At 69.0% G+C, this 19,768-nt stretch carries 18 protein-coding genes; 3 read left to right on the top strand and 15 right to left on the bottom strand.

Going from position 1 to position 19,768, the window contains the following annotated elements:
• Positions 1-31 precede the first annotated feature (31 nt).
• The 15 genes from groES to ACX9NE_RS22605 form a co-directional block, all read right to left on the bottom strand.
• Positions 32-334 (bottom strand): co-chaperone GroES, encoded by a 303-nt coding sequence (gene groES, locus ACX9NE_RS22675; protein ID WP_011739140.1) that lies wholly within the window; start codon positions 332-334, stop codon positions 32-34.
• Positions 335-679: 345 nt separating this feature from the next.
• Positions 680-1,714, bottom strand: a complete 1,035-nt coding sequence (gene tsaD, locus ACX9NE_RS22670; protein WP_459363309.1) for a tRNA (adenosine(37)-N6)-threonylcarbamoyltransferase complex transferase subunit TsaD — start codon at positions 1,712-1,714, stop codon at positions 680-682.
• The gene (gene rimI / locus ACX9NE_RS22665) at positions 1,711-2,178 is read right to left on the bottom strand and encodes a ribosomal protein S18-alanine N-acetyltransferase (RefSeq protein ID WP_459363308.1); all 468 of its coding nucleotides are present in this window, start codon (positions 2,176-2,178) and stop codon (positions 1,711-1,713) included. Before rimI ends, tsaD begins: the two co-directional genes overlap by 4 nt.
• Complete coding sequence (gene tsaB / locus ACX9NE_RS22660; protein ID WP_459363340.1) at positions 2,175-2,813, bottom strand: tRNA (adenosine(37)-N6)-threonylcarbamoyltransferase complex dimerization subunit type 1 TsaB; 639 nt, start codon at positions 2,811-2,813, stop codon at positions 2,175-2,177. Before tsaB ends, rimI begins: the two co-directional genes overlap by 4 nt.
• Positions 2,792-3,253: a tRNA (adenosine(37)-N6)-threonylcarbamoyltransferase complex ATPase subunit type 1 TsaE gene (gene tsaE, locus ACX9NE_RS22655; protein ID WP_459363339.1), complete on the bottom strand. Its 462-nt coding sequence runs from the start codon at positions 3,251-3,253 to the stop codon at positions 2,792-2,794. Before tsaE ends, tsaB begins: the two co-directional genes overlap by 22 nt.
• 208 nt (positions 3,254-3,461) lie before the next feature.
• Positions 3,462-4,565 (bottom strand): alpha/beta fold hydrolase, encoded by a 1,104-nt coding sequence (locus tag ACX9NE_RS22650; protein WP_459363338.1) that lies wholly within the window; start codon positions 4,563-4,565, stop codon positions 3,462-3,464.
• A 13-nt stretch (positions 4,566-4,578) separates the two neighbouring features.
• Positions 4,579-5,745: an alanine racemase gene (gene alr / locus ACX9NE_RS22645; RefSeq protein WP_459363307.1), complete on the bottom strand. Its 1,167-nt coding sequence runs from the start codon at positions 5,743-5,745 to the stop codon at positions 4,579-4,581.
• A gap of 63 nt (positions 5,746-5,808) precedes the next feature.
• On the bottom strand, positions 5,809-10,263 hold the full coding sequence (locus ACX9NE_RS22640; RefSeq protein ID WP_459363306.1) for a PE family protein: 4,455 nt from the start codon (positions 10,261-10,263) through the stop codon (positions 5,809-5,811).
• Between the two features lie 408 nt (positions 10,264-10,671).
• On the bottom strand, positions 10,672-12,054 hold the full coding sequence (locus tag ACX9NE_RS22635; RefSeq protein ID WP_459363337.1) for a glutamate decarboxylase: 1,383 nt from the start codon (positions 12,052-12,054) through the stop codon (positions 10,672-10,674).
• A gap of 23 nt (positions 12,055-12,077) precedes the next feature.
• The gene (locus ACX9NE_RS22630; protein WP_459363305.1) at positions 12,078-13,496 is read right to left on the bottom strand and encodes an NAD(P)H-hydrate dehydratase; all 1,419 of its coding nucleotides are present in this window, start codon (positions 13,494-13,496) and stop codon (positions 12,078-12,080) included.
• Positions 13,497-13,498: 2 nt separating this feature from the next.
• Entirely contained in the window at positions 13,499-13,852 is a 354-nt protein-coding gene (locus ACX9NE_RS22625; RefSeq protein ID WP_459363304.1) for a rhomboid-like protein, read from the bottom strand.
• A gap of 38 nt (positions 13,853-13,890) precedes the next feature.
• Positions 13,891-14,763 (bottom strand): DUF4436 domain-containing protein, encoded by an 873-nt coding sequence (locus ACX9NE_RS22620; protein WP_459363303.1) that lies wholly within the window; start codon positions 14,761-14,763, stop codon positions 13,891-13,893.
• Positions 14,764-14,801: 38 nt separating this feature from the next.
• The gene (locus ACX9NE_RS22615) at positions 14,802-15,641 is read right to left on the bottom strand and encodes a DUF4436 domain-containing protein (protein ID WP_459363302.1); all 840 of its coding nucleotides are present in this window, start codon (positions 15,639-15,641) and stop codon (positions 14,802-14,804) included.
• A 10-nt stretch (positions 15,642-15,651) separates the two neighbouring features.
• On the bottom strand, positions 15,652-17,520 hold the full coding sequence (gene glmS, locus ACX9NE_RS22610; RefSeq protein WP_459363301.1) for a glutamine--fructose-6-phosphate transaminase (isomerizing): 1,869 nt from the start codon (positions 17,518-17,520) through the stop codon (positions 15,652-15,654).
• 393 nt (positions 17,521-17,913) lie between these two features.
• Positions 17,914-18,108: a hypothetical protein gene (locus tag ACX9NE_RS22605; protein WP_459363336.1), complete on the bottom strand. Its 195-nt coding sequence runs from the start codon at positions 18,106-18,108 to the stop codon at positions 17,914-17,916.
• Positions 18,109-18,288: 180 nt separating this feature from the next.
• On the opposite strand from ACX9NE_RS22605, the gene ACX9NE_RS22600 reads away from it, so the two are divergent.
• Genes ACX9NE_RS22600 through ACX9NE_RS22590 form a run of 3 tightly spaced genes read left to right on the top strand, consistent with a single transcriptional unit; the run spans position 18,289 to position 19,738 of the window.
• Positions 18,289-18,474, top strand: a complete 186-nt coding sequence (locus ACX9NE_RS22600; protein WP_459363300.1) for a DUF2510 domain-containing protein — start codon at positions 18,289-18,291, stop codon at positions 18,472-18,474.
• Positions 18,475-18,483: 9 nt separating this feature from the next.
• Positions 18,484-19,335, top strand: a complete 852-nt coding sequence (locus tag ACX9NE_RS22595) for a dienelactone hydrolase family protein (RefSeq protein WP_459363299.1) — start codon at positions 18,484-18,486, stop codon at positions 19,333-19,335.
• A gap of 52 nt (positions 19,336-19,387) precedes the next feature.
• A complete protein-coding gene (locus ACX9NE_RS22590) occupies positions 19,388-19,738 on the top strand; it encodes a nuclear transport factor 2 family protein (RefSeq protein ID WP_459363298.1) in 351 nt (116 codons plus the stop codon).
• Positions 19,739-19,768 lie beyond the last annotated feature (30 nt).

The raw sequence follows: 19,768 nt of genomic DNA, 5'->3' as shown, positions 1-19,768 counted from the left end.
ACACGTTGCGGTACTTGAAAAACGACCAGTGTTACTTGGAAACGACAGCCAGCACGTCGCGTGCCGACAGGATCAGGTATTCCTCGCCGCCGTACTTGATCTCGGTGCCGCCGTACTTGCTGTAGATGACGGTGTCACCCTCGGCGACGTCGAGCGGGATCCGCTTTTCGCCATCCTCGTCCCAACGGCCGGGGCCGACTGCGACGACGGTGCCCTCCTGGGGCTTCTCCTTGGCGGTGTCGGGAATGACCAGACCGGATGCGGTCGTGGTCTCGGCCTCGTTGGCCTGTACGAGAATCTTGTCCTCGAGTGGCTTGATGTTGACCTTCGCCACGATTGGAGCCCTCCACTAATTGAATCGGGTCCGGAGCGTATGCCCTGACCGGAGTTGGCGGTCGGTCCGGGACTGCCCCGCACCGTCCGAATTACCAGGTGATGTGGCATTCGTCCGGGTCCCTCGCGCCGTCGTCGCGGGTGCCGACACAGGGGTCGTCCGATTGCCACCTAGCACTCTATACATGAGAGTGCTAGCACTCAAGGGTGCCCCGGTGCTTCTATGCTCATCGCCGGTTGCAAAGTGGGCGCCGAGATTGCCGTCACGGTCGCCGTCGTGTGGAAAACCGCAGCCCCAGCCGCAATTTCGCTGCAGACGCCACAGCCGCTACGCGCTCAGCGAACATCACCGGACCTGACCCTGCACTACCGGCAGACCCGGGTCGCTGGGCGCATCCAGCGCTGACGGCGCCGCGCCCGCGGCCACCAGGTGCGCAGCGAACGACGCGATCATCGCGCCGTTATCGGTGCACAACCGAGGCTTGGGGATGCGCAGTGTGAGGCCCGCTGCGGCGCACCGCTGGGTGGCGAGCGCGCGCAGCCGCGAGTTCGCGGCCACCCCTCCGGCTATCAGGAGGGTCGACACGCCCAGTTCGGTAGCCGCGCGCACCGCCTTGCGGGTCAGCACGTCGGCCACCGCTTCCTGGAAGCCGGCTGCCACATCGGCGGGCGCATAGTTGGGATTACCCTCGACGTAGCGCGCCACCGCGGTCTTGAGACCCGAGAAGCTGAAGGCGTACGGGTCATCGCGCGGGCCGATCATGCCGCGCGGGAAGACGACCGCATCGGGGTCGCCGGCGCGGGCCAGCTCGTCGAGCACCCGGCCGCCGGGGTAACCCAGGCCCAGCAACCGCGCCACCTTGTCGTAGGCCTCACCGGCCGCGTCGTCGACGGTGCTGCCCAGTTCGGCGATCGGCTCACCGAGCGAGCGGACGTGCAGCAGGTGGGTGTGCCCGCCGGACACCAGCAGGGCGACCGACTCGGGCAACGGGCCGTGCTCGTAGACGTCGGCGGCCAGATGTCCGCCCAGGTGGTTCACCGCGTAGAACGGGACGCCCCAGGCAGCCGAATATGCTTTAGCCGCAGCGACTCCCACCAAGAGAGCACCGGCCAGCCCGGGTCCGATGGTGGCCGCGACGATATCGGGGCGGTCGATACCGGCCTTCGCCAGCGCGCGACGCATCGCGGGACCGAGGGCTTCCAGATGCGCCCGGGATGCGATCTCGGGCACGACTCCGCCGAACCGCACATGCTCGTCGACACTGGACGCCACCTCGTCGGCGAGCAGGGTCACGGTGGCCCCGGGACCGGAGCCGTCCAGCCGCGCGATCCCGACACCCGTTTCGTCGCAGGAGGTTTCGATGGCCAATATCGTTGTCACTGAGCATCTCTCCGCATCGTGTAGGCATCGGCGCCACTGACGCGGTAGTACCGCTTACGCAGGCCGATCTGCTCGAACCCCACGCTGCGGTAGAGACCGATGGCCGACTCGTTGTCGGTACGAACCTCCAAAAACACCACTCCTCCGTCCGCGTAGTCCAGCAACTCGTTGAGCAACCGGCGGCCGATACCCTGACCCTGGTAGGCGGGGTCCACACCGATCGTGTGCACCTCGTATTCGAAGGGCGGGACCCGCCCGAGCCGGGAGATTCCGGCGTAGCCGACGAGCATGCCGCCGCTGCGGGCGCCGACGTAATGATTGGTCTTGCTGTGCAGTTCGCGGGCGAATGCGACGGCGGGCCAGGGGTCGTCGCCCTCGAACAACTGCGCTTCGAGGTCGGCACACCGGTCGGCGTCGGCGTAGGTGAGCGGCCCGAAAGCGACCGGCTCGAGGCGCGCTGTCATTGCTTGACCGCCAACGGTTTGGCGTCGGGGCGGCGCAGATACAGCGCCACCAGCGGTGCCGGCTCGACGGACCAGTCGGACACCGCACGTGCCAGACCGGCTGGGGTGGGATACACCGGTTCACCACGCGGCACCCCGAACAACACCGCATGCTCCGGCGAACCCGCCACTGCCTGTGCCGGACCCGGGTCGACGTCGCCCGGCGCGTTCACCGCCGGGCCCTCGGTACGGACGCCGTCGTGGTATCGCGCCCAGTAGACCTCCCGGCGGCGGGCGTCGGTGACCACCAGCGTCTCACCGGCGGTCAGCACGCCGATGGCGTCCAGGCTGCACACTCCGTGCACCGGGATGCCCAATGCATGCCCGTACGCGGCGGCGGTCGCCATGCCGGCCCGCAGCCCGGTGAACGGACCGGGTCCGCAACCCACCACCACGGCGTCCAGCTCAGCCATCGTCAGACCCGCATCAGCAAGCGCCGCAACAACATTGGGGGTCAGTCGTTCGGCGTGCGCACGGGGGTCGACGGTCACTCGCTGCGCCAGCGTCGCGAAGTCGTCAACTCTGACGATGCCGGCGGTAACGGCCGGGGTGGAGGTGTCCAGCGCAAGCGTGATCACGAGCTCACCCACTCCCAGGTGGCGATTCGCACGTCGGAATGAGCCACCCGCTCGAGCCGAACGTCGAGGTGCCGCTCGGCGAGGCGCTCGACCAGTCCTTCACCCCACTCCACCACCACGACGGCGTCTTCGAGATCGGTGTCGAGGTCCAGCGAGTCGAGTTCCCCGAGCAGGTCGGTGCCGTCCTGGTCGAGCAGTCGGTAGACGTCGACGTGGATCATGGACGGACTGCCCGCCCGGCGCGCCTTGTGCACCCGCGCCAGCACGAATGTCGGCGACGTCACCGGACCGTCGACATCCATTGCCGCGGCAATTCCCTTGGCCAGCAATGTTTTTCCAGCACCGAGCGGACCGGAGAGCACTACCACGTCACCGGCGCGCAGCTGCTCGCCCAGCCGCGATCCCAGCGCGACGGTGTCCTCAACGCGCTCACAGGTGGTCTTGTGCGGCGATCGCAAGGGCGGCGAAGCCGGACGCCGCGGATCGCCGCCATCCACTGCGGGCGATCGCAAGGGCGGCGAAGCCAGGCGCCGCGGATCGCCGCCATCCACTGCGGGCGATCGCAAGGGCGGCGAAGCCAGGCGCCGCGGGTCGCCGCCATCCACTGCGGGCGATCGCAAGGGCGGCGAAGCCGGGCGCCGCGGATCGCCGCCATCAAACCCGGAGTCAGCCACGGCGCCGGAACCGCCCCCGCAGCCGTTCACCGAACCGCCAGTAGCGCATGGCCGCCTTAGCCGGCAACGCCCGGTCGATCAGACGGAGCAGCCCGTCGTTGATGGTTTCCGGCTTGTCCAGCAGGGCCAGGTGGCTGGCCCCCGCAACGATCACCAATTCCGATTGTGGCAGCGAGGCCGCCATCAGCCGTGAGTACTCGTCGGGAGTAAGCAGGTCGTGGTCGCCGCAGGCGATCAGCGTCGGAATCTTCAGCAGCGTCCACAGCCCGGCGGTTTCGTCGTGGTTTTCCAACGCCCGCAAAAAACCGACCAGGGTGGCGATCGGGGTGCCGTTCATCATCCGCTGCGAGAACGCGTCCAGGCTGCGGCTGACCTGCAGATCACTGTAGGACGCGGCACGCAGGATCGGCCCGATCACGGAACGGGACACGTTGCGGCCGCGGTGCATCAACTTCGGTGCGGATTTGGCGGTGAACCGGACCGCGTCGAGCGCGGGATTTGTCAGGAATGCCCCCAACGGTGAACGGGTGACCCCTTCGGCTGCCGAGGAGATCAGCGCCGCCCCCACGATCCGGCGGCCGTACTGATCGGGGAACTGTCCGGCGTGCGACAGCACGGTCATGCCGCCCATCGAGTGACCCACCAGGATGATCGGACCCCGCGGCGCGGTGACCCGCAGCACCGACTCCAGATCCTGGCCGAGTTGGGTGAGCGTGTAGGAGTCCGGCTCGCCCTCCCCGGACTGACCGTGCCCGCGCTGGTCATAGAACACCATGCGCACCTGTGAACCCAGCACCTCACCCAACCGCCTCCGCTGGAAGTGGAAGGCACCCATCCGAAGACAGAACCCGTGCGCAAAAACCACGGTCAGCGGGGCGTCGAGCGGGCCGGCCTCACGCACGGCCAGCGGTACGCCGTCAGAGGTCGTCACCACGTGGGCGCGATCGCTGTCCAGTCGCTCGAAATCCTCGTCGGCCCAGGGATCTTCGTCGAATGAGGCGCGCTCGATGATCGACCTGCGGGCCGACGCGCCGACCAGCGTGGCCACCGCCGTCAGCCCGGCGCTGCCCGCAAGCCAGGCCTTGCCCTTGTGCATACGGTGGTGGGCGTCAGCGCTCAACGGCGTCGACCTCGCGGTAGGTCTTGACGATGCGCCCCCGGATACCGGTGACCACCTCGTAGTGGATGGTCCCGAGCAGATCGGCCCAGTGCTGCGCCGTGGGCTCGCCGTGAGTGCCGGGTCCGAACAGGATCGCCTCGTCACCTTCGGCCACATCGGACTGACCGGGTCCCAGGTCGACGACGAACTGGTCCATGCAGACCCGCCCCACACCGGGGCGCAACCGGCCGTTGATCAGTACGTCCAGCCGCCCGCCGAGTGAGCGGAACACGCCGTCGGCGTAGCCGATCGGCATCAGCGCCACGGTGGTGTCCCGGGGAGCGATCCACGTGTGCGCGTAAGACACACCGTCGCCTGCGCTGACCGATTTGACCAGTGCCACGGGGCATTTCACGGTCATGGCCGGAATCAGACCCATGTCGCCCAGTGTAGGAACGGGACTCAGCCCGTATACCGCGATACCCGGGCGCACCAGGTCGAAGGCCAGATCGGGGCGCACCATGGTGGCCGACGAGTTGGACAGGTGTGCCACCTCGAACGCCACGCCTTGCTCTTTGGCCAGCGCCAGCATGTCGCGGAACCGCTGCGCCTGGATGTCGTTGATGGGTTGCTCCGGCGAGTCGGCGAAGACCAGGTGCGACATCAGCCCGCGCAGGATGATGGACTCGTCCGCGACAGCCTGCTTGAGCGCGGTCAGCATGGCCGGGAAATGCCCTGCGGCCACACCGTTGCGGTTCAGCCCGGTGTCCACCTTGACGGTGACGGTCGCTGTCACACCGGTCCGGTGCACCGCATCCAGCAACTCCTCGAGTTGGCGCACCGAGGACACGGCGATCTGTACGTCGCCTTGCAGCGCGGGAGCGAAGTCGAAGCCTGGCGGGTGCAGCCAGGCCAGGATCGGGTCGACGACGCCGTCGGCCCGAAGCGCAAGCGCCTCGTCGGCCGTCGCCACACCGAGTTCTGCGGCACCGGCGGCCAGCGCGGTGTAGGCGACGCGGGTGGCGCCGTGCCCGTAACCGTCGGCCTTGACCACGGCCATGACCTGGGCGTTTCCGGCGTGTTCCCGCAGCACGCGCACATTGTGCGCGATGGCGCCCAGGTCGATGACGGCCTCGGCGAGGACGCCCGGCGTCAGGGAGATCGGCGTAACGGACACGCCGACCATTGTCCCAGAAGGTGAGCGGGCGGTCTCGGCCCCGCGGTGACCGCACGCGATTCCCTATGCCGGTCCGATGGCGCCCGCTGCGCCGGTGGCACCGGTGGATCCGCCGGGACCGCCGGCCCCACCGCGTCCACCGGTGCCAGCGGTGGCGTTGTCCGGGTACACGTGCGCTCTGGCCATGCCACCTTTTCCGCCTCCGCCGCCGTCGGCGCCCGCGCCCGAACTGTCGCCGCCACGGCCACCATTGCCGCCGGTGGCGATCGAGGTGGCGGCATTGCCGTAGGCGGACGCGTCCCCGCCGATGCCGCCGCTGCCGCCCCTGATGCCCGATCCACCGTCTCCGCCGGATCCGCCGCTGGCGCTTCCGCCGCCCTCGGCAGTCGCCGTACCGCCGGCCCCGCCGCCACCGCCGTCCCCGGCGAGCCCAGCGCCACCGTCGCCACCGCCACCGGCGACAACATCGCCGAGTCCCTTCTGGAACGCGAAGCCGCCGAAGCCACCGGACCCGCCCCTGGTTCCATCGCCACCGCTGCCGCCGCTGCCGGATGTCACATGTCCCGTCGACACGCTGTTCAAGACATTGGCGGCGCCGCCGCCGCCGCCCGACCCGCCTGCGGCGGTGGTGCCGGCGCCCCCATCGCCGCCGTCGGCGCCGACCACGTTGCCCGTGCCCGTGGTCGTCACCGAACCACCGACGCCGCCCGCCCCGCCGCTGGCGCCGTCGCCCCCTTTCCCGGCGCTGGCGCCGACCATGTCGTGGCCATTGGCGGCGTTATTGATAAGCCCGCCACCGCCGTTTCCGCCGGCGCCTCCACCGGCACTGCTGCCGTCACCGCCGACGCCGCCGGCGCCTGAGGTAATCGCGCCGAGCCCATATGTGGTCGCATTACCGCCGGAGCCGCCGACGCCGCCGCCGGTAGCCCCCGCGCCACCATTACCGCCGCCGCCCGCGATGGCAGTCGCCGTCGAGGCGGCACCGAAGACTGCTACCGAGCCGCCACTTCCGCCGGACCCTCCACCCAAAGATTTTCCATCGCCACCATTACCGCCAGCGCCGGCCGTAACGTTGCCGAATCCGTAAGTCAACGCCGCGCCACCGTCGCCACCGGCACCTCCGCTGAGGCCGTCGCCCCCTCTTCCGCCGCTGCCGGTGGAGACCGTGCCGCTCGAGGCGTAGTTGTAGACACTGGCCGCGCCGGCGCTGCCGCCGGACCCGCCGTTCGAGCTGATACCGGCGCCGCCGGCGCCGCCCGCTCCGGTGGTGACGCTGCCGAGGCCCTGGCTTGCCACCGCACCGCTGGTGCCACCGTTGCCACCACTGATCCCGCCGTTGCCCCCTGATCCGCCGCTACCCGTGACGACAGCTCCGGTGGCAGCGCTGTTGATGATGTTCGCCGTACCCCCGGTGCCGCCGGATCCGCCATTGCCGGTGTTTCCGGCGCCTCCCGTGCCGCCGGCTCCGGTGGTCACGCTGCCGAGTGCTTGAGTGGACGCCGAGCCCCCGTGACCACCATTTCCACCACTGGTTGCCCCGTTACCGCCGTTCCCGCCGCTCCCGGAGGTGGCCGCGGCGTTCGAGATGGTGCCGGAGACACTCACCGTGCCGCCGTTACCGCCGGACCCGCCGGCGGCGGTCGCCCCGTTGCCGCCATCGCCGCCACCTCCGCCGGTGACATTGCCGAATCCGGGGGAAAACACCATGCCGCCGCTGCCGCCGTTCCCGCCGCTGGTTCCTCCGGCGCCTCCCGCCCCCCCGAGGCCACCGGTTACCGCGCCGACTCCTTGCGTGAACGCAGTTCCACCGCCGCCCCCGTACCCACCGGCACCGGTGAGCCCTTGGCCGCCATTGCCGCCGTTGCCGGCGGTGGCAGTTCCCGGCGAGGCGGCGCTGGACACACTGGCCACACCGCCACCGGCACCGGAGCCTCCGGCGGTTGCGCCCGCGCCGCCGTCGCCGCCGTTTCCGGCACGCACAGAGCCGAGTCCCGACGAGTCCGCCGATCCGCCGCTCGCGCCATTCCCGCCGCCGGCGGCGGTCCCCGCGCCACCGTCGCCGCCTGCGCCGCCCGTGACGTCGCCGGCCCCTCGGCCGAACGCGTTGCCGCCGAGACCTCCGTTGCCGCCACTGGCGCCGCCACCACCGCTGCCGCCGCCACCGGCGGTGACAGCACCTGTCGACGCACTGTTGCCGGCGTACACCGAGCCGCCGTCGCCGCCGGCACCCCCGCCGGAGGTGGTGCCCGCTCCTCCGTCGCCGCCGGCACCGGCGACGCCGCTGCCCGTTCCGGAGCTGTTCACCGCGCCGCCGGAACCACCGCTGCCGCCGCTGGTACCGCCGCCGCCGCTGCCACCGCCGCCGGAGCTAACGTGCCCCGTCGCAGCGCTGTTCACGGCGTTCACTGAGCCGCCGGTTCCGCCGATACCCCCGGACGACGTGACCCCGGCACCACCGTCGCCGCCAGCACCGCTGGTGAGGTCGCCGAGCGAAGTACTGAAAACCGCACCGCCGGAACCTCCGGCGCCACCGCTGGTGGCACCAGCGCCACCGTTGCCGCCGCGTCCGGAGGACACGGTGCCGGTGGCAGCGTAGTTGTTGGTATTCGCATTACCGCCTCCCCCGCCGGCTCCTCCGCTGGAGGTGGTCCCCCTGCCACCGTCCCCGCCGGCGCCGCCGGCGGCAATTCCGGTGGCGGAGGTGAGCACCGAACCGCCGGAACCGCCAGAACCGCCGCTGCCACCCGCGCCTCCTTTCCCGCCGATGCCACCGGTGGCGCTGGCGGCCGAAGCGGAGTTGGCGATGGTCGCGGAACCACCCATTCCGCCGGCCCCGCCGCCGGAGGTGGTCCCCGCACCGCCGTCGCCGCCGGTGCCTCCGGCGACGTTTCCAGTCCCGTCGGTGGAGGCGTTACCGCCTGAGCCACCGGCTCCGCCGCTGGTGCCGTGGCCACCCCGTCCGCCGTTGCCGGCGGTGCCGTCGGCGGTTCGGGTCACGGACGCATCGGCGCCGTTACCGCCCCTACCGCCCGCGCCACTGCCGGCGCCGTTACCGCCGTCGCCTCCGTTGCCTCCGTGGCCTGCGAGCGAACCGCCTTTGCCTCCTGCTCCGCCGTCGCCGCCGTCGCCGACACTGACAGCATTGCCGCCAGCACCGCCGGTGCCGCCGTGGCCGTAAGCGCCGCCTGCACCGCCGGCCCCACCATCACCGCCGTCGCCACTGCCGGTGTAACCCGCTCCGCCGGTTCCACCGTTGCCGCCGTTGCCTCGGATGACGGTGCCGGCGGCACCGGGCGCGCCGGCGGCGGCGCCGGGGCCGCCCGCCATGCCCCCCGCACCACCACTTCCTACGCCGCCCGGGTCGCCCCCGGCGCCGCCCGCACCGCCCGGGGAGGTCGCGTTGGCGCCGGTCCCTCCTACGCCGCCGTCTCCGGGTGCCCCGGCGTCACCACCGGCGCCGCCGGACCCGCCGTTACCGCTCGCCCCCGCCGCGCCGAACCAGACAGACCCTTTGCCACCGGCACCACCCGCACCGCCGGTGCCGCCGTTACCCCCGGTACCGCTGTTACCGCCGTCCCCGCCGGCCGCCCCGGCGGTGGTGGCGTTCCAGCCCGCGCCGCCGGCGCCACCTACGCCGCCAGCGCCGCCCACTCCACCGTGCCCGCCGGCCCCACCGTTGCCGCGTAACAGCCCACCGTCACCGCCGGGTCCGCCGTCGCCGGCGGCGCCGCCCGCACCGCCCGGGCCGCCGACCCCGCCGTCCACCGATATGGACATACCCGCCGCGCCCGCGGCGCCCGTCGCGCCGGCCGAGCCGGCCCCACCGGCGCCGCCCGGCCCACCATCGCCGAACAAAAACGCCCTGCCGCCCATCCCGCCGGACCCGCCGTTCACGGTGACACCGCCGAGGCCGCCCGCTCCGCCGGCACCACCGTTGCCCCATAACCACCCGCCGGCACCGCCCATACCCCCGGCCCCGCCGCCCGGCCCTCCGGCACCGCCTGCTCCACCGTTGCCGAACAATCCAGCTGCCCCGCCGGCGCCGCCCGGTTGACCGGCTGCTCCCGAGCCACCGTCGCCGCCGTTGCCGAACAACAATCCCCCGGCACCGCCGCCGGCACTACTGCCGGCTGCGCCGGCTGTGCCGTTGCCGATCAACGGTCGTCCGAGCAGCGCCTGGGTAGATGCATTGAGCACCCCCAGCACGGGGTCCCCCGCCGCGTGTAACGAACCGAGATTGAGCGCTTCAGCTGTGCCGTAGGACGAGGCGGCGGCGGTCAGCGTCCGCACGAACCGGTCATGAAACGCTGCCGCATGGATGCTGAGGTCCTGATACTGCCTGCCGTAACCACTGAACAGCGCTGCGATCGCCACCGAAACTTCATCAGCCGCCGCGGTCGGAAGCACGGTCGTCACCCTGGCAGCAGCTACGGTGGCGTTACCCACTGCCGCCTGGATGTCGGTCAGATCCGACGCCGCCATGCTCAGCGCGCCGGGCGCTACGTCTACAAATGCCATCGTCTTGCCTCCGCCTGAGCGCAATCAGCACCGGTCGCGCCAGGAGTTCGCGTCAGAACGCGGAGTCGGTGGCACCGTAGTAGCCTCCGTCGATACGCGGCATTGCGTCCAATAGAAGCTTCTGCAAGAAGACTTGCGAAAATCGCTTTCGTGTGACGACGTGTTCACGCTCGCCGCGGGTACCTTCCAGCCGGTTTCAAGCCTTTGATTGTGCGCGAAATAGGTTGGCGGAGGTGCTTATTCGGTACTCGCACGCAAATACTCATTGCTTCCGTGCGCGTTGGGAGATACGCCGAAGACCATGAGCCGCTTGCACGGCACGAAAGGCTTTCTTCCGATTTGGCGTCCGCTCGCCAGACTGCCAAGCGGGTGGACTGCAGAAGCCGACTGCGTAAACGTCCTGGCCGCTCAGTGCGCGAAGTGCTCGGCCTGGTAGTGCCCACCCGGCTTGAGCTTGTCCAGCGACGCCAAAGCCTTGACCGCGTCGTCGTGCAGCGCCCGGGCGAGGTCGCCGGACAGCCCCTCACGCACCACGACGCGCAGCACCGACACGTCGGTGGCGTTGTCGGGCATGGTGTAGGCCGGCACCTGCCACCCGTAGCCCCGCAGCTCGTGGGAGACGTCGAACTCGGTGTAGCCGCGGTCTTTGGCCAGCCGGAAGCTGACCACCGGGATCGCCGAACCGTCGGAGATGATCTCCATATGCTCGCCGGTGCGCAGCTGCTCCCCCAGCCAGCGCGCGGTCGAGGACAACGACTGCATGACCTGGGTGTAGCCCTCGCGGCCCAGCCGCAGGAAGTTGTAGTACTGGCCCACCACCTGGTTGCCCGGCCGGGAGAAGTTCAGCGTGAAGGTCGGCATGTCACCGCCCAGGTAGTTGACCCGGAAGACCAGATCCTCGGGCAGGTATCCGGGGCTGCGCCACACCACGAACCCGATGCCGGGATAGGTCAGGCCGTACTTGTGGCCGCTGACGTTGATCGAGACCACCCGCGGCAACCGGAAGTCCCACACCAGGTCCGGGTGTAGGAACGGCACCACGAAACCCCCGCTGGCGGCGTCGACGTGCACCGGAACGTCGACGCCCCCGCCTGCGGCCAGTTTGTCCAGGGCCGCGCAGATCTCCGCGACGGGTTCCAGTTCACCGGTGTAGGTGGTGCCCAGGATCGCCACCACCCCGATGGTGTCCTCGTCGACGGCGTCGACGACCTGGTCGGGCGTGATGACGTAGCGGCCTTCCTCCATCGGCAGGTAGCGGGGTTCGACGTCGAAGTAGCGGCAGAACTTCTCCCACACCACCTGCACGTTGGAGCCCATCACAAGGTTGGGGGTGCGGCCCTTCCAGTCGCTGGTCTTGGCGCGCCACCGCCACTTCATCGCCAGACCGCCCAGCATCACCGCCTCGCTGGAGCCGATAGTGGACACGCCGATGGCGCTGCTGGGGTCGTCGTCGCGCAGCCCTTCGGCGTGGAACAGGTCGGCCACCATGCACACGCAGCGCTGCTCGATGGCCGCGGTGGCGGGGTATTCGTCCTTATCGATCATGTTCTTGTCGAACGTCTCGGCCATCAGCTTGCCGGCCTCGGGGTCCATCCAGGTGGTGACGAAGGTGGCCAGGTTGAGGCGCGAACTGCCGTCGAGCATCAGCTCGTCGTGGATGAAGCGGTACGCCGCTTCGGGATCCATCGACTCGTCGGGCATCCGCAACGCGGGCACCGGCGCGGTGAACAGCCGGCCGGTGTAGGCCGGGGTGATGGAGTGGGTGGCCATCGCAGGGTGGCTCTTGGACACGGGGATCCTTTCGTTGCTCATTGCTAGAGAGCGGCCAGGGCCGCCCGGATGTGGTGCAGAATCCTCGAGGACGAGGTAGGCGCCTCGCCAGGTCCCGGATCGTTGGCCGACAACGCTGCCGCGCGGGCGTGCACGAACGCTGCGGCCGCGGCGGCCTCGGCGGCGGGTAGCCCCGAAGCCAGCAGGGCGCCGATCATCCCGGACAGCACGTCCCCAGACCCGGCGGTGGCCGCCCAGGACTGCCCGGCTGGGTTCAGGTAAACCGGACCACCGGGATCGGCGATGACGGTGACGTTGCCCTTGAGCAGGACGGTCACCCCCAACGCGTCGGCAAGCCGGCGTGTCGCGCCCACCCGGTCATCCCCCGGCGGCGAGCCGGCCAGCCGGGCGAACTCCGTCGCGTGCGGCGTCAGCACCGTGGGCGCGGTGCGGCCGGCCACCAGATCCGGATGGGAGGACACCATGGTCAACCCGTCGGCGTCGACCAGCACCGGCAGGTCGGTCTCCAAAGCGAACCGCAATGCCCCGGCTGCCTCCGTGCCGGAGGTCCCCAATCCCGGGCCGACCACCCAGGCCTGCACCCGTCCGGCCGCTGCCGGGGTAGGCGTTGCGATCACTTCCGGCCACTGGGCGAGCACTTCGTGCTTGGCGCTGCCGGCATAGCGGACCATGCCCGAGTGGGTCGCCACTGCGGCGCCGGTACACAGCACCGCGGCACCCGGATAGGTCGAGGAACCGGCCAGCACGCCGGTTACGCCCTGGGTGTACTTGTCGTCGTGCGGTCCCGGAACGGGCCAGCGCGCCAGGACGTCGGCGGCCTCAAAACCGAGCAGGTCGGTGTCGGGCAGGTCGAGGCCGATGTCGACGAGTTCGACCCGGCCGCAGTCCGCGAGCGCGTGCACGGGTTTGAGGCCGCCGAAGGTGACAGTGAGCGCGGCCCGTACGGCGGGTCCGGTGATGGCGCCGGTGGCCACGTCGATGCCGCTGGGAATGTCGACGGCGACCACCGGGATGTCCGCGGCAGCGTCGAAAACTTGTGCGGCGGCCGGTCGCAGCGGACCCGAGCCGGAGATGCCCACCACCCCGTCGATGACGAGATCTGTTGTGGCATCGATGTTTTCGACGACGCGACCGCCTGCCTTGCGGAACGCCGCGAGTCCTTTTCGGTGGGCCTTGTCAGGTTTGAGCAGCACCGCGTCGGCGGCGGCGCCGCGCCGGCGCAGGAAGGTTGCCGCCCATAGGGCGTCGCCGCCGTTGTCACCGGATCCGACGACGGCGCAGACGCGGCGGCCGCACACTCCGCCGGTGCGCGCGGTCAACTCGCGAATGATCGCCGTGGCCAGTCCGTACGCCGCGCGTTTCATCAGCACGCCGTCGGGCAGGCTGGCCAGCAGCGGCGCCTCGGCGTCGCGGATCGTGTCCGCAGAGTAGTAGTGGCGCATGGTCAGCCCGCCGCCTCCTGCGATCTGCGCCGACCAAACACGGCTCCGAACCGCTCGGCGGGATTCCATGCCACCGCTTTAATGTCCCCGGCCAGCAGGTACGGTGCCAGGCTCTTGCCGTCGATCCACGACACGCTGGACAACAGCACCCCCAACGGATCGGTGGCCAGCGCACGGATGCTGGTGTAACGGTGCGGCGGTATCGAGTGCAGCTGGTGTCCCGCGAGCACGTTCTGCAGGATCGTCGTGATCGCCAGCACGAGCAGACAGCCGTAGGTCAGCGGTGGGCTGATGACGTAGCGCCCTACCCGGCGCACCAGCGCCCGAGCCCGTACCGACGCCGATACCCTCGCCACCGTTCAACCCTTTCACGCGCGCCGTCGCAGCCTACCGCTTACACGCCAGTCGTTGGTTCCCCGACGCTGCCCGGTTTCGCCGGCGGCTCGGGTGCCAGGTGTCGCCACCAGCAGGTGATGTAGATCGTCATCGAAAGCACCAGCACGACAATGACCCACAACACCACCCGGATGTCGACCCAGGCGCCGAAGGGAGGTGCATTGGGCATCGCGTTGCGCAGCGGCACCACCGCGAAGAGCATCGCGGCATACCACGTCGTCATCGGCGGCTGGAATTTGCGCCGGCCCCGAGCCGTCTGGACCGCAACGAACATCGCCAGTCCGGCCAGGGCGATCAGCACGCCGAGGATGACGATGGCGAATGCCGCCGTGCTGGCAGATCGATGCAGTGCAACCCGGTAGGGAGCGGGCGGGCCCGGGTCGTCGGTGGTCGGGATGTCGATACGCCAGCCGGGTAACCGGTCGGTGAATCTCACCGCCACGCGTTCCATCACCTGCCGATCGCCGCCGATGAGTTCCACTGTGACGGGCCCGGAGTGGTACTGGTCGAAAGGCCAATCGGCGACGTTGCCGCTGATGCTCAGCGGCACTGGAAAGCTGCCGGGGAGCATGCCTTTCGACCAGCTGCGCTTGACGGGGGTGACGGCCGAGGTGACTACCACGCTGAGGTCGTCAGCCAGGCCGTGGGTCTGCGGGTCCAGCAGTGCCGGCCCCGGTGCGACGTTGAGGTTACCGATGAGCACCGTGTTGGCCTGCTGGACCTCCTGCAGGTCGATGGTGACCGTGGTGCCATCGGAGGTCGGCCGGCCTTTGGTGACGTCCTCCGGGCCTCGGAGGGCCTGGCCGTAGAGTTCCGTCGAGGCGAAATAGGCGGCGATGAACAGCAGCAGACCCGCGATGCCGAGTTTCATAATGTCGTTCTACTTACCCACCGCACACACATCCACTATCAGCCGTTCGGTTCGGGTTTCAGATGTCGCCACCAGCACGCGATGTAGAGAGTCAGCGAAATAACCAACACCACCACGACCCAGAGCACCACGGTGACGTCGATCCAAGCACCGAATGGTGGCGAGTCGGGAAGCGCGCCGCGCAGCGGCATCACCGCGAAGAGCATCGCGGCATACCAGGTGGTCATCGGCGGCTGGAATCTCCGGCGGTCGCGAAACGTCTGCACCGCGACGAACAGAGCCAGAACGGCAAGTGCGACAAGGACACCGAGGATGACGACGGCAAAGGCCGCAGTACTCGGTGAGCGGTAGAGATTCAATCGGTACGGCGCACGTTCATTGCCCGCGCCGAGACGATTGACCTCGATTTTCCAGCCGAGCAATCGGTCGACCAGGGTCGCGTGGGTGGGCTCCGGCGTCAGGGCGGCACCGGAAAAAAGTTGCATAGCCAGCGGCCCGGATTGGTAACTGTCGAACGGCCAGTCGGCGACGTCGCCGGTGAGGGTGACCGATACCGGGATGATGTCGGGCAGCGTGCCCTTGGGCCACGTCCGCTTACTGGCCGATGTCACCGACGTGGCCACGACGCTGAGGTCGTCTTTGAGTGTGTGGGTGCGAGGGTCCAGCAGTCCCGGGCCCGGTACCACGGTGATGTTGGCCCGCAGCAAGCTGTTGTCGGACTGAATGTCCTCGATGTCGAACGTCACCTGGGTTCCGTCGTCCGACGACGGGCCATCGGCAATCCGATGCGGGTGACCCATGCCGCTGTCGATATACAACACGATCGATGCGATATAGGCCGCGAGAAAGACAGCGACACCGATGACGCCTCGTCTCACGGACCCTGTTCTACTCGACGGTGACGGACTTGGCCAGGTTTCGGGGCTTGTCGACGTCGTAGCCGCGCGCCCGGGCCACCGACGCGGCGAAAACCTGCAGCGGGATGGTCGACAGCAACGGCTGCAAAAGCGTTGACACCGAGGGTATTTCGAATAGATGGTCGGCGTAGGGGCGGACCGTTTCATCGCCCTCTTCGGCGATCACGATGGTCACCGCGCCGCGCGTCTGAATTTCGCGAATATTGGACAGCAACTTGGCGTGCAGCGTTGCCGAACCCTTGGGTGAGGGCATGACGACGATCACCGGCAGGTCGTCCTCGATCAGCGCGATCGGGCCGTGCTTGAGTTCGCCGGCGGCGAACCCCTCGGCGTGCATGTAGGCAAGTTCCTTGAGCTTGAGGGCGCCTTCGAGGGCAACCGGATAGCCGACGTGGCGTCCCAGGAACAACACCGTCGACGACTGGGCGAGCCGGTACGCCAGCTCGGTCACCGGGCCGGTGGCCGCGATCACCCGGGCCACCAAATCCGGCATGGCTTCCAGCTCGCGGTACTCGCGTTCGACCTCGTCGGGATATTTGGTGCCACGCGCCTGCGCCAGTGCCAGGCCGACCAGATAGTTCGCGGTGATCTGCGCAAGGAACGTCTTGGTGGAAGCCACGCCGATCTCCGGCCCGGCGCGCGTATAAAGCACCGCGTCGCATTCGCGTGGAATCTGGGAGCCGTTGGTGTTGCAGATCGCCAGCACCTTGGCCTTCTGCTCTTTGGCGTGCCGGACAGCCTCGAGCGTGTCGGCCGTCTCACCGGACTGAGAAATGGCCACGACCAGCGTGCTGCGATCCAGAACCGGGTCCCGGTAGCGGAACTCGCTGGCCAGCTCCACCTCGACCGGCAACCTCGTCCAGTGCTCGATCGCGTACTTGGCCAGCAGCCCCGAGTGGTAAGCGGTACCGCATGCGACCACGAACACCTTGTCGACTTCGCGCAGTTCCTGGTCGGACAGTCGCTGCTCGTCGAGCACGATCCGGTTGCCCACGAAATGGCCGAGCAGCGTCTCGGCCACCGCGGTGGGTTGTTCGGCGATCTCTTTGAGCATGAAGTACTCGTAGCCGCCCTTTTCCGCGGCGGCGAGGTCCCAGTCGATATGAAACTCCCGGGCATTTGCGGCGTCGTCGTTGCCGTGGAAGTCGGTGATCCGGTAGCCATCGGCGGTGATCACCACCGCCTGATCCTGACCGAGTTCCACCGCCTGGCGGGTGTGTTCGATGAAGGCGGCGACATCGGAGCCGACGAACATTTCGCCGTCGCCGATGCCGACGACCAACGGTGTCGAGCGACGGGCGGCGACGATGGTGCCCGGTTGATCGGCGTGGGCGAAAACCAGGGTGAAATGGCCTTCCAGGCGGCGCAGCACCGACAGCACGGACCCGGCGAAATCGCCTGCCGTCTCGCCGTGGTGGTAGGCCTGCGCAACGAGATGCACCGTAACCTCGGTGTCGGTGTCGCTGGCGAACTCCACGCCGGCGGCCTCCAGCTCCTGACGCAGCGACGCAAAGTTCTCGATGATGCCGTTGTGGACGACGGCGATTTTGCCGGCGGCATCGCGGTGCGGGTGCGCGTTACGGTCGGTGGGCCGACCGTGAGTGGCCCAGCGCGTGTGACCCAAACCCGTGCTGCCCGCCAGTTCGGCAGCGGTCATCTCGGCCAGTGCCGCCTCCAGATTGGCCAGCTGACCGGCGCGCCGGCGCACGGTCAGCTTGCCCTTGCCGTCGGCCAGCGCGATGCCGGAGGAGTCGTAGCCGCGGTACTCCATGCGGCGCAGCGCGTTCATGACGACGTCGCAGGCAGGACGCTGCCCGACGTAGCCGACGATTCCGCACATTCTGACCAGGGTAGTGCAGGTGTGCAATTAGCACTTGGACCGGCGATATCGTGTATCTCTAACTGCACGAAAAATACTGCCGTGTCACAACCGAATCAGACGCACGCTGCCCAATCGCAACCTGTCGCGCCTGGATACCCGGAGCCGCTGTTCCAGGTCACGCTGCGCAAGCACACCGCCCAGAGTGGGGGAATTACGTGACAGCCGGGTTGAGGAATTACGTGTGACGGACAACCCCTCAAACCTGGCGAAATCCGTGACCACTGACAAACTGATGCAGCAGCGCCGAACGCCACCCGATCGGCCCCGATCGGTGCAACGCCCAGACCGCCAGTTGTGAACCGCGCGACCGCTTGCGCCAATGCGGTTCAACCACCTGCCGATCAACCATGCTCACTGGCCCGCGCACTTGGATCTGCCGCGCAATTCGATACCACGGAAACGTTGCCGAAGCATAGGGTGTCGCCGCCAGCTGGCGGCCCTTTCCGACTCGTAGCGGGTGAAAAAAGTGATCTCGGTTTCGGCTGCGTCGTTGCACCAGGCCGTACGGCTGACGGGCCGTCCCTCTGCCACCGTGGCCACCACCATGGCATTGGGCTCGGACAGACGCGCGACCTGTGCGTCGCCAAACCACCTGGGGAACAACGCAAGCCAGCCTCCCGCGAGCCAGTCAGCATCGAGGTCAGAGCAACCATCGTGCTTGGATAAGCTGTAGTCCACTGGTCACCTTCCTAGCTTGGGCCTAGCTGTTGTTGAACCGAGACGTTTGTGCCATTCGCGCCCAGATCTGTGCGCACAGGCCTCGCCGGGCCGATCCTCAACCGGGTCCCGCCCACCCGGCCGCCGTCAGCGACGCCGCCCGGTTGGTACCCCGACCCGTCCGGGCAACCCGGCCGCCGCTACTGGGACGGCACGGCGTGGACGAACTTTACCCATCCACCGGCGCCCGGCTAACGTCGACGCGTGGCCCGCATCCGCAAGCTCTTCGCCGCCCTCAACCGTCGTGGCCCACATCGTGTTCTGCGCGGTGACCTGGCCTTTGCCGGTCTTCCCGGGGTGGTCTACACCCCGGAAGCCGGATTGAACCTGCCCGCCGTCGCGTTCGGTCACGACTGGCTGACCGGTTCCGCGCAATATGCGGGCCTGCTGGAACATCTGGCGTCCTGGGGCATCGTGGTGGGGGTACCGGACACCCAGCGCGGACTCGTCCCGTCGGTGATGAATCTCGCCTTCGACCTCGGCGTTGCACTCGACATCGTGGCGGGAGTGCGGCTGGGTCCCGGCGAGATCAGCGTGCACCCCGCGAAGCTTGGCGTGGCCGGCCACGGCTTCGGTGGTTCAGCGGCGGTGTTCGCCGCGGCGGGTATGGCCGGCTCGGCCCGTACCTCGCTCGCGGCGGTGGCAGCGCTCTTCCCGACGGTGACCGCTCCCCCGGCGGAGCAGCCCGCCGCGGCGCTCGACGTGCCGGGCCTCATCCTGACCGCGCCCGGAGACCCCAAGACGCTGAACTCCAATGCCCTGGCGCTGGACCGCGTCTGGGACAAGGCCACGTTGCGCATCGTCAGCAAAGCACAAGCCGGTGGCCTGGTCGAGGGTCGGCGGCTCGCGAAGGCGGTGGGGCTGGCCGGATCAGACCGCAAGACCCAACGGGCGGTCCGCGCGCTGCTGACCGGCTATCTGCTCTATACGCTGGGTGGCGACAAGACCTACCGCGACTTCGCCGATCCCGAGGTGCACCTGCCGAAAACCGACCCGGTGGATCCCGAAGCGCCGCCCGTGGCCCCCGAAGAGAAGATCGTCGCGCTGTTGAAGTGAACACCGGGTGCGCATGGGTGTCCAGACGTCCGAGATAGGGTAATCGCCCCCCATGGCAGACGTGCACACGTTGTATCAACGATGGATCACCGAGTTGTGGGCCGGCCGGCCCGTCGCCGCGGAGATCGTCACCGACGACTTCGTGGGCCACTGGCCCGACCGCGATGTGCGGGGGCCCGACGAGCTTGCGCAGATCATCCGGGAAACGCGAAACATGTTTACTGACCTGACCTTTGCCATAGTGATCGGTCCGCTGCGAGACGGCGACCTGATCGCCGGCCGCTGGGCCGGCACCGCTGTCGGCCAACACGGCCCGGTCAGTTTCACCGGCAACGACATCCTGCGCCTCGCTGACGACGGGCAGCAGTTCGCCGAGTACTGGACGGGCACAGCGACCGGTTGAGGGCCGCCCGCCTGGCGGCCGTGGTAAGTG

The sequence above is a fragment of the Mycobacterium sp. ML4 genome (assembly GCF_054515735.1).
This window is presented reverse-complemented; position numbering and strand designations above follow the sequence as displayed.

Excerpts from the sequence above, each read along its gene's own strand:
- ACX9NE_RS22605 (WP_459363336.1), bottom strand. The coding sequence starts at position 18,108 with ATGGTGGTGGCCACGGTGGCAGAGGGACGGCCCGTCAGCCGTACGGCC.
- ACX9NE_RS22650 (WP_459363338.1), bottom strand. The coding sequence starts at position 4,565 with ATGCACAAGGGCAAGGCCTGGCTTGCGGGCAGCGCCGGGCTGACGGCG.
- ACX9NE_RS22590 (WP_459363298.1), top strand. The coding sequence starts at position 19,388 with ATGGCAGACGTGCACACGTTGTATCAACGATGGATCACCGAGTTGTGG.
- ACX9NE_RS22630 (WP_459363305.1), bottom strand. The coding sequence starts at position 13,496 with ATGCGCCACTACTACTCTGCGGACACGATCCGCGACGCCGAGGCGCCG.
- ACX9NE_RS22620 (WP_459363303.1), bottom strand. The coding sequence starts at position 14,763 with ATGAAACTCGGCATCGCGGGTCTGCTGCTGTTCATCGCCGCCTATTTC.
- glmS (WP_459363301.1), bottom strand. The coding sequence starts at position 17,520 with ATGTGCGGAATCGTCGGCTACGTCGGGCAGCGTCCTGCCTGCGACGTC.
- ACX9NE_RS22640 (WP_459363306.1), bottom strand. The coding sequence starts at position 10,263 with ATGGCATTTGTAGACGTAGCGCCCGGCGCGCTGAGCATGGCGGCGTCG.
- rimI (WP_459363308.1), bottom strand. The coding sequence starts at position 2,178 with ATGACAGCGCGCCTCGAGCCGGTCGCTTTCGGGCCGCTCACCTACGCC.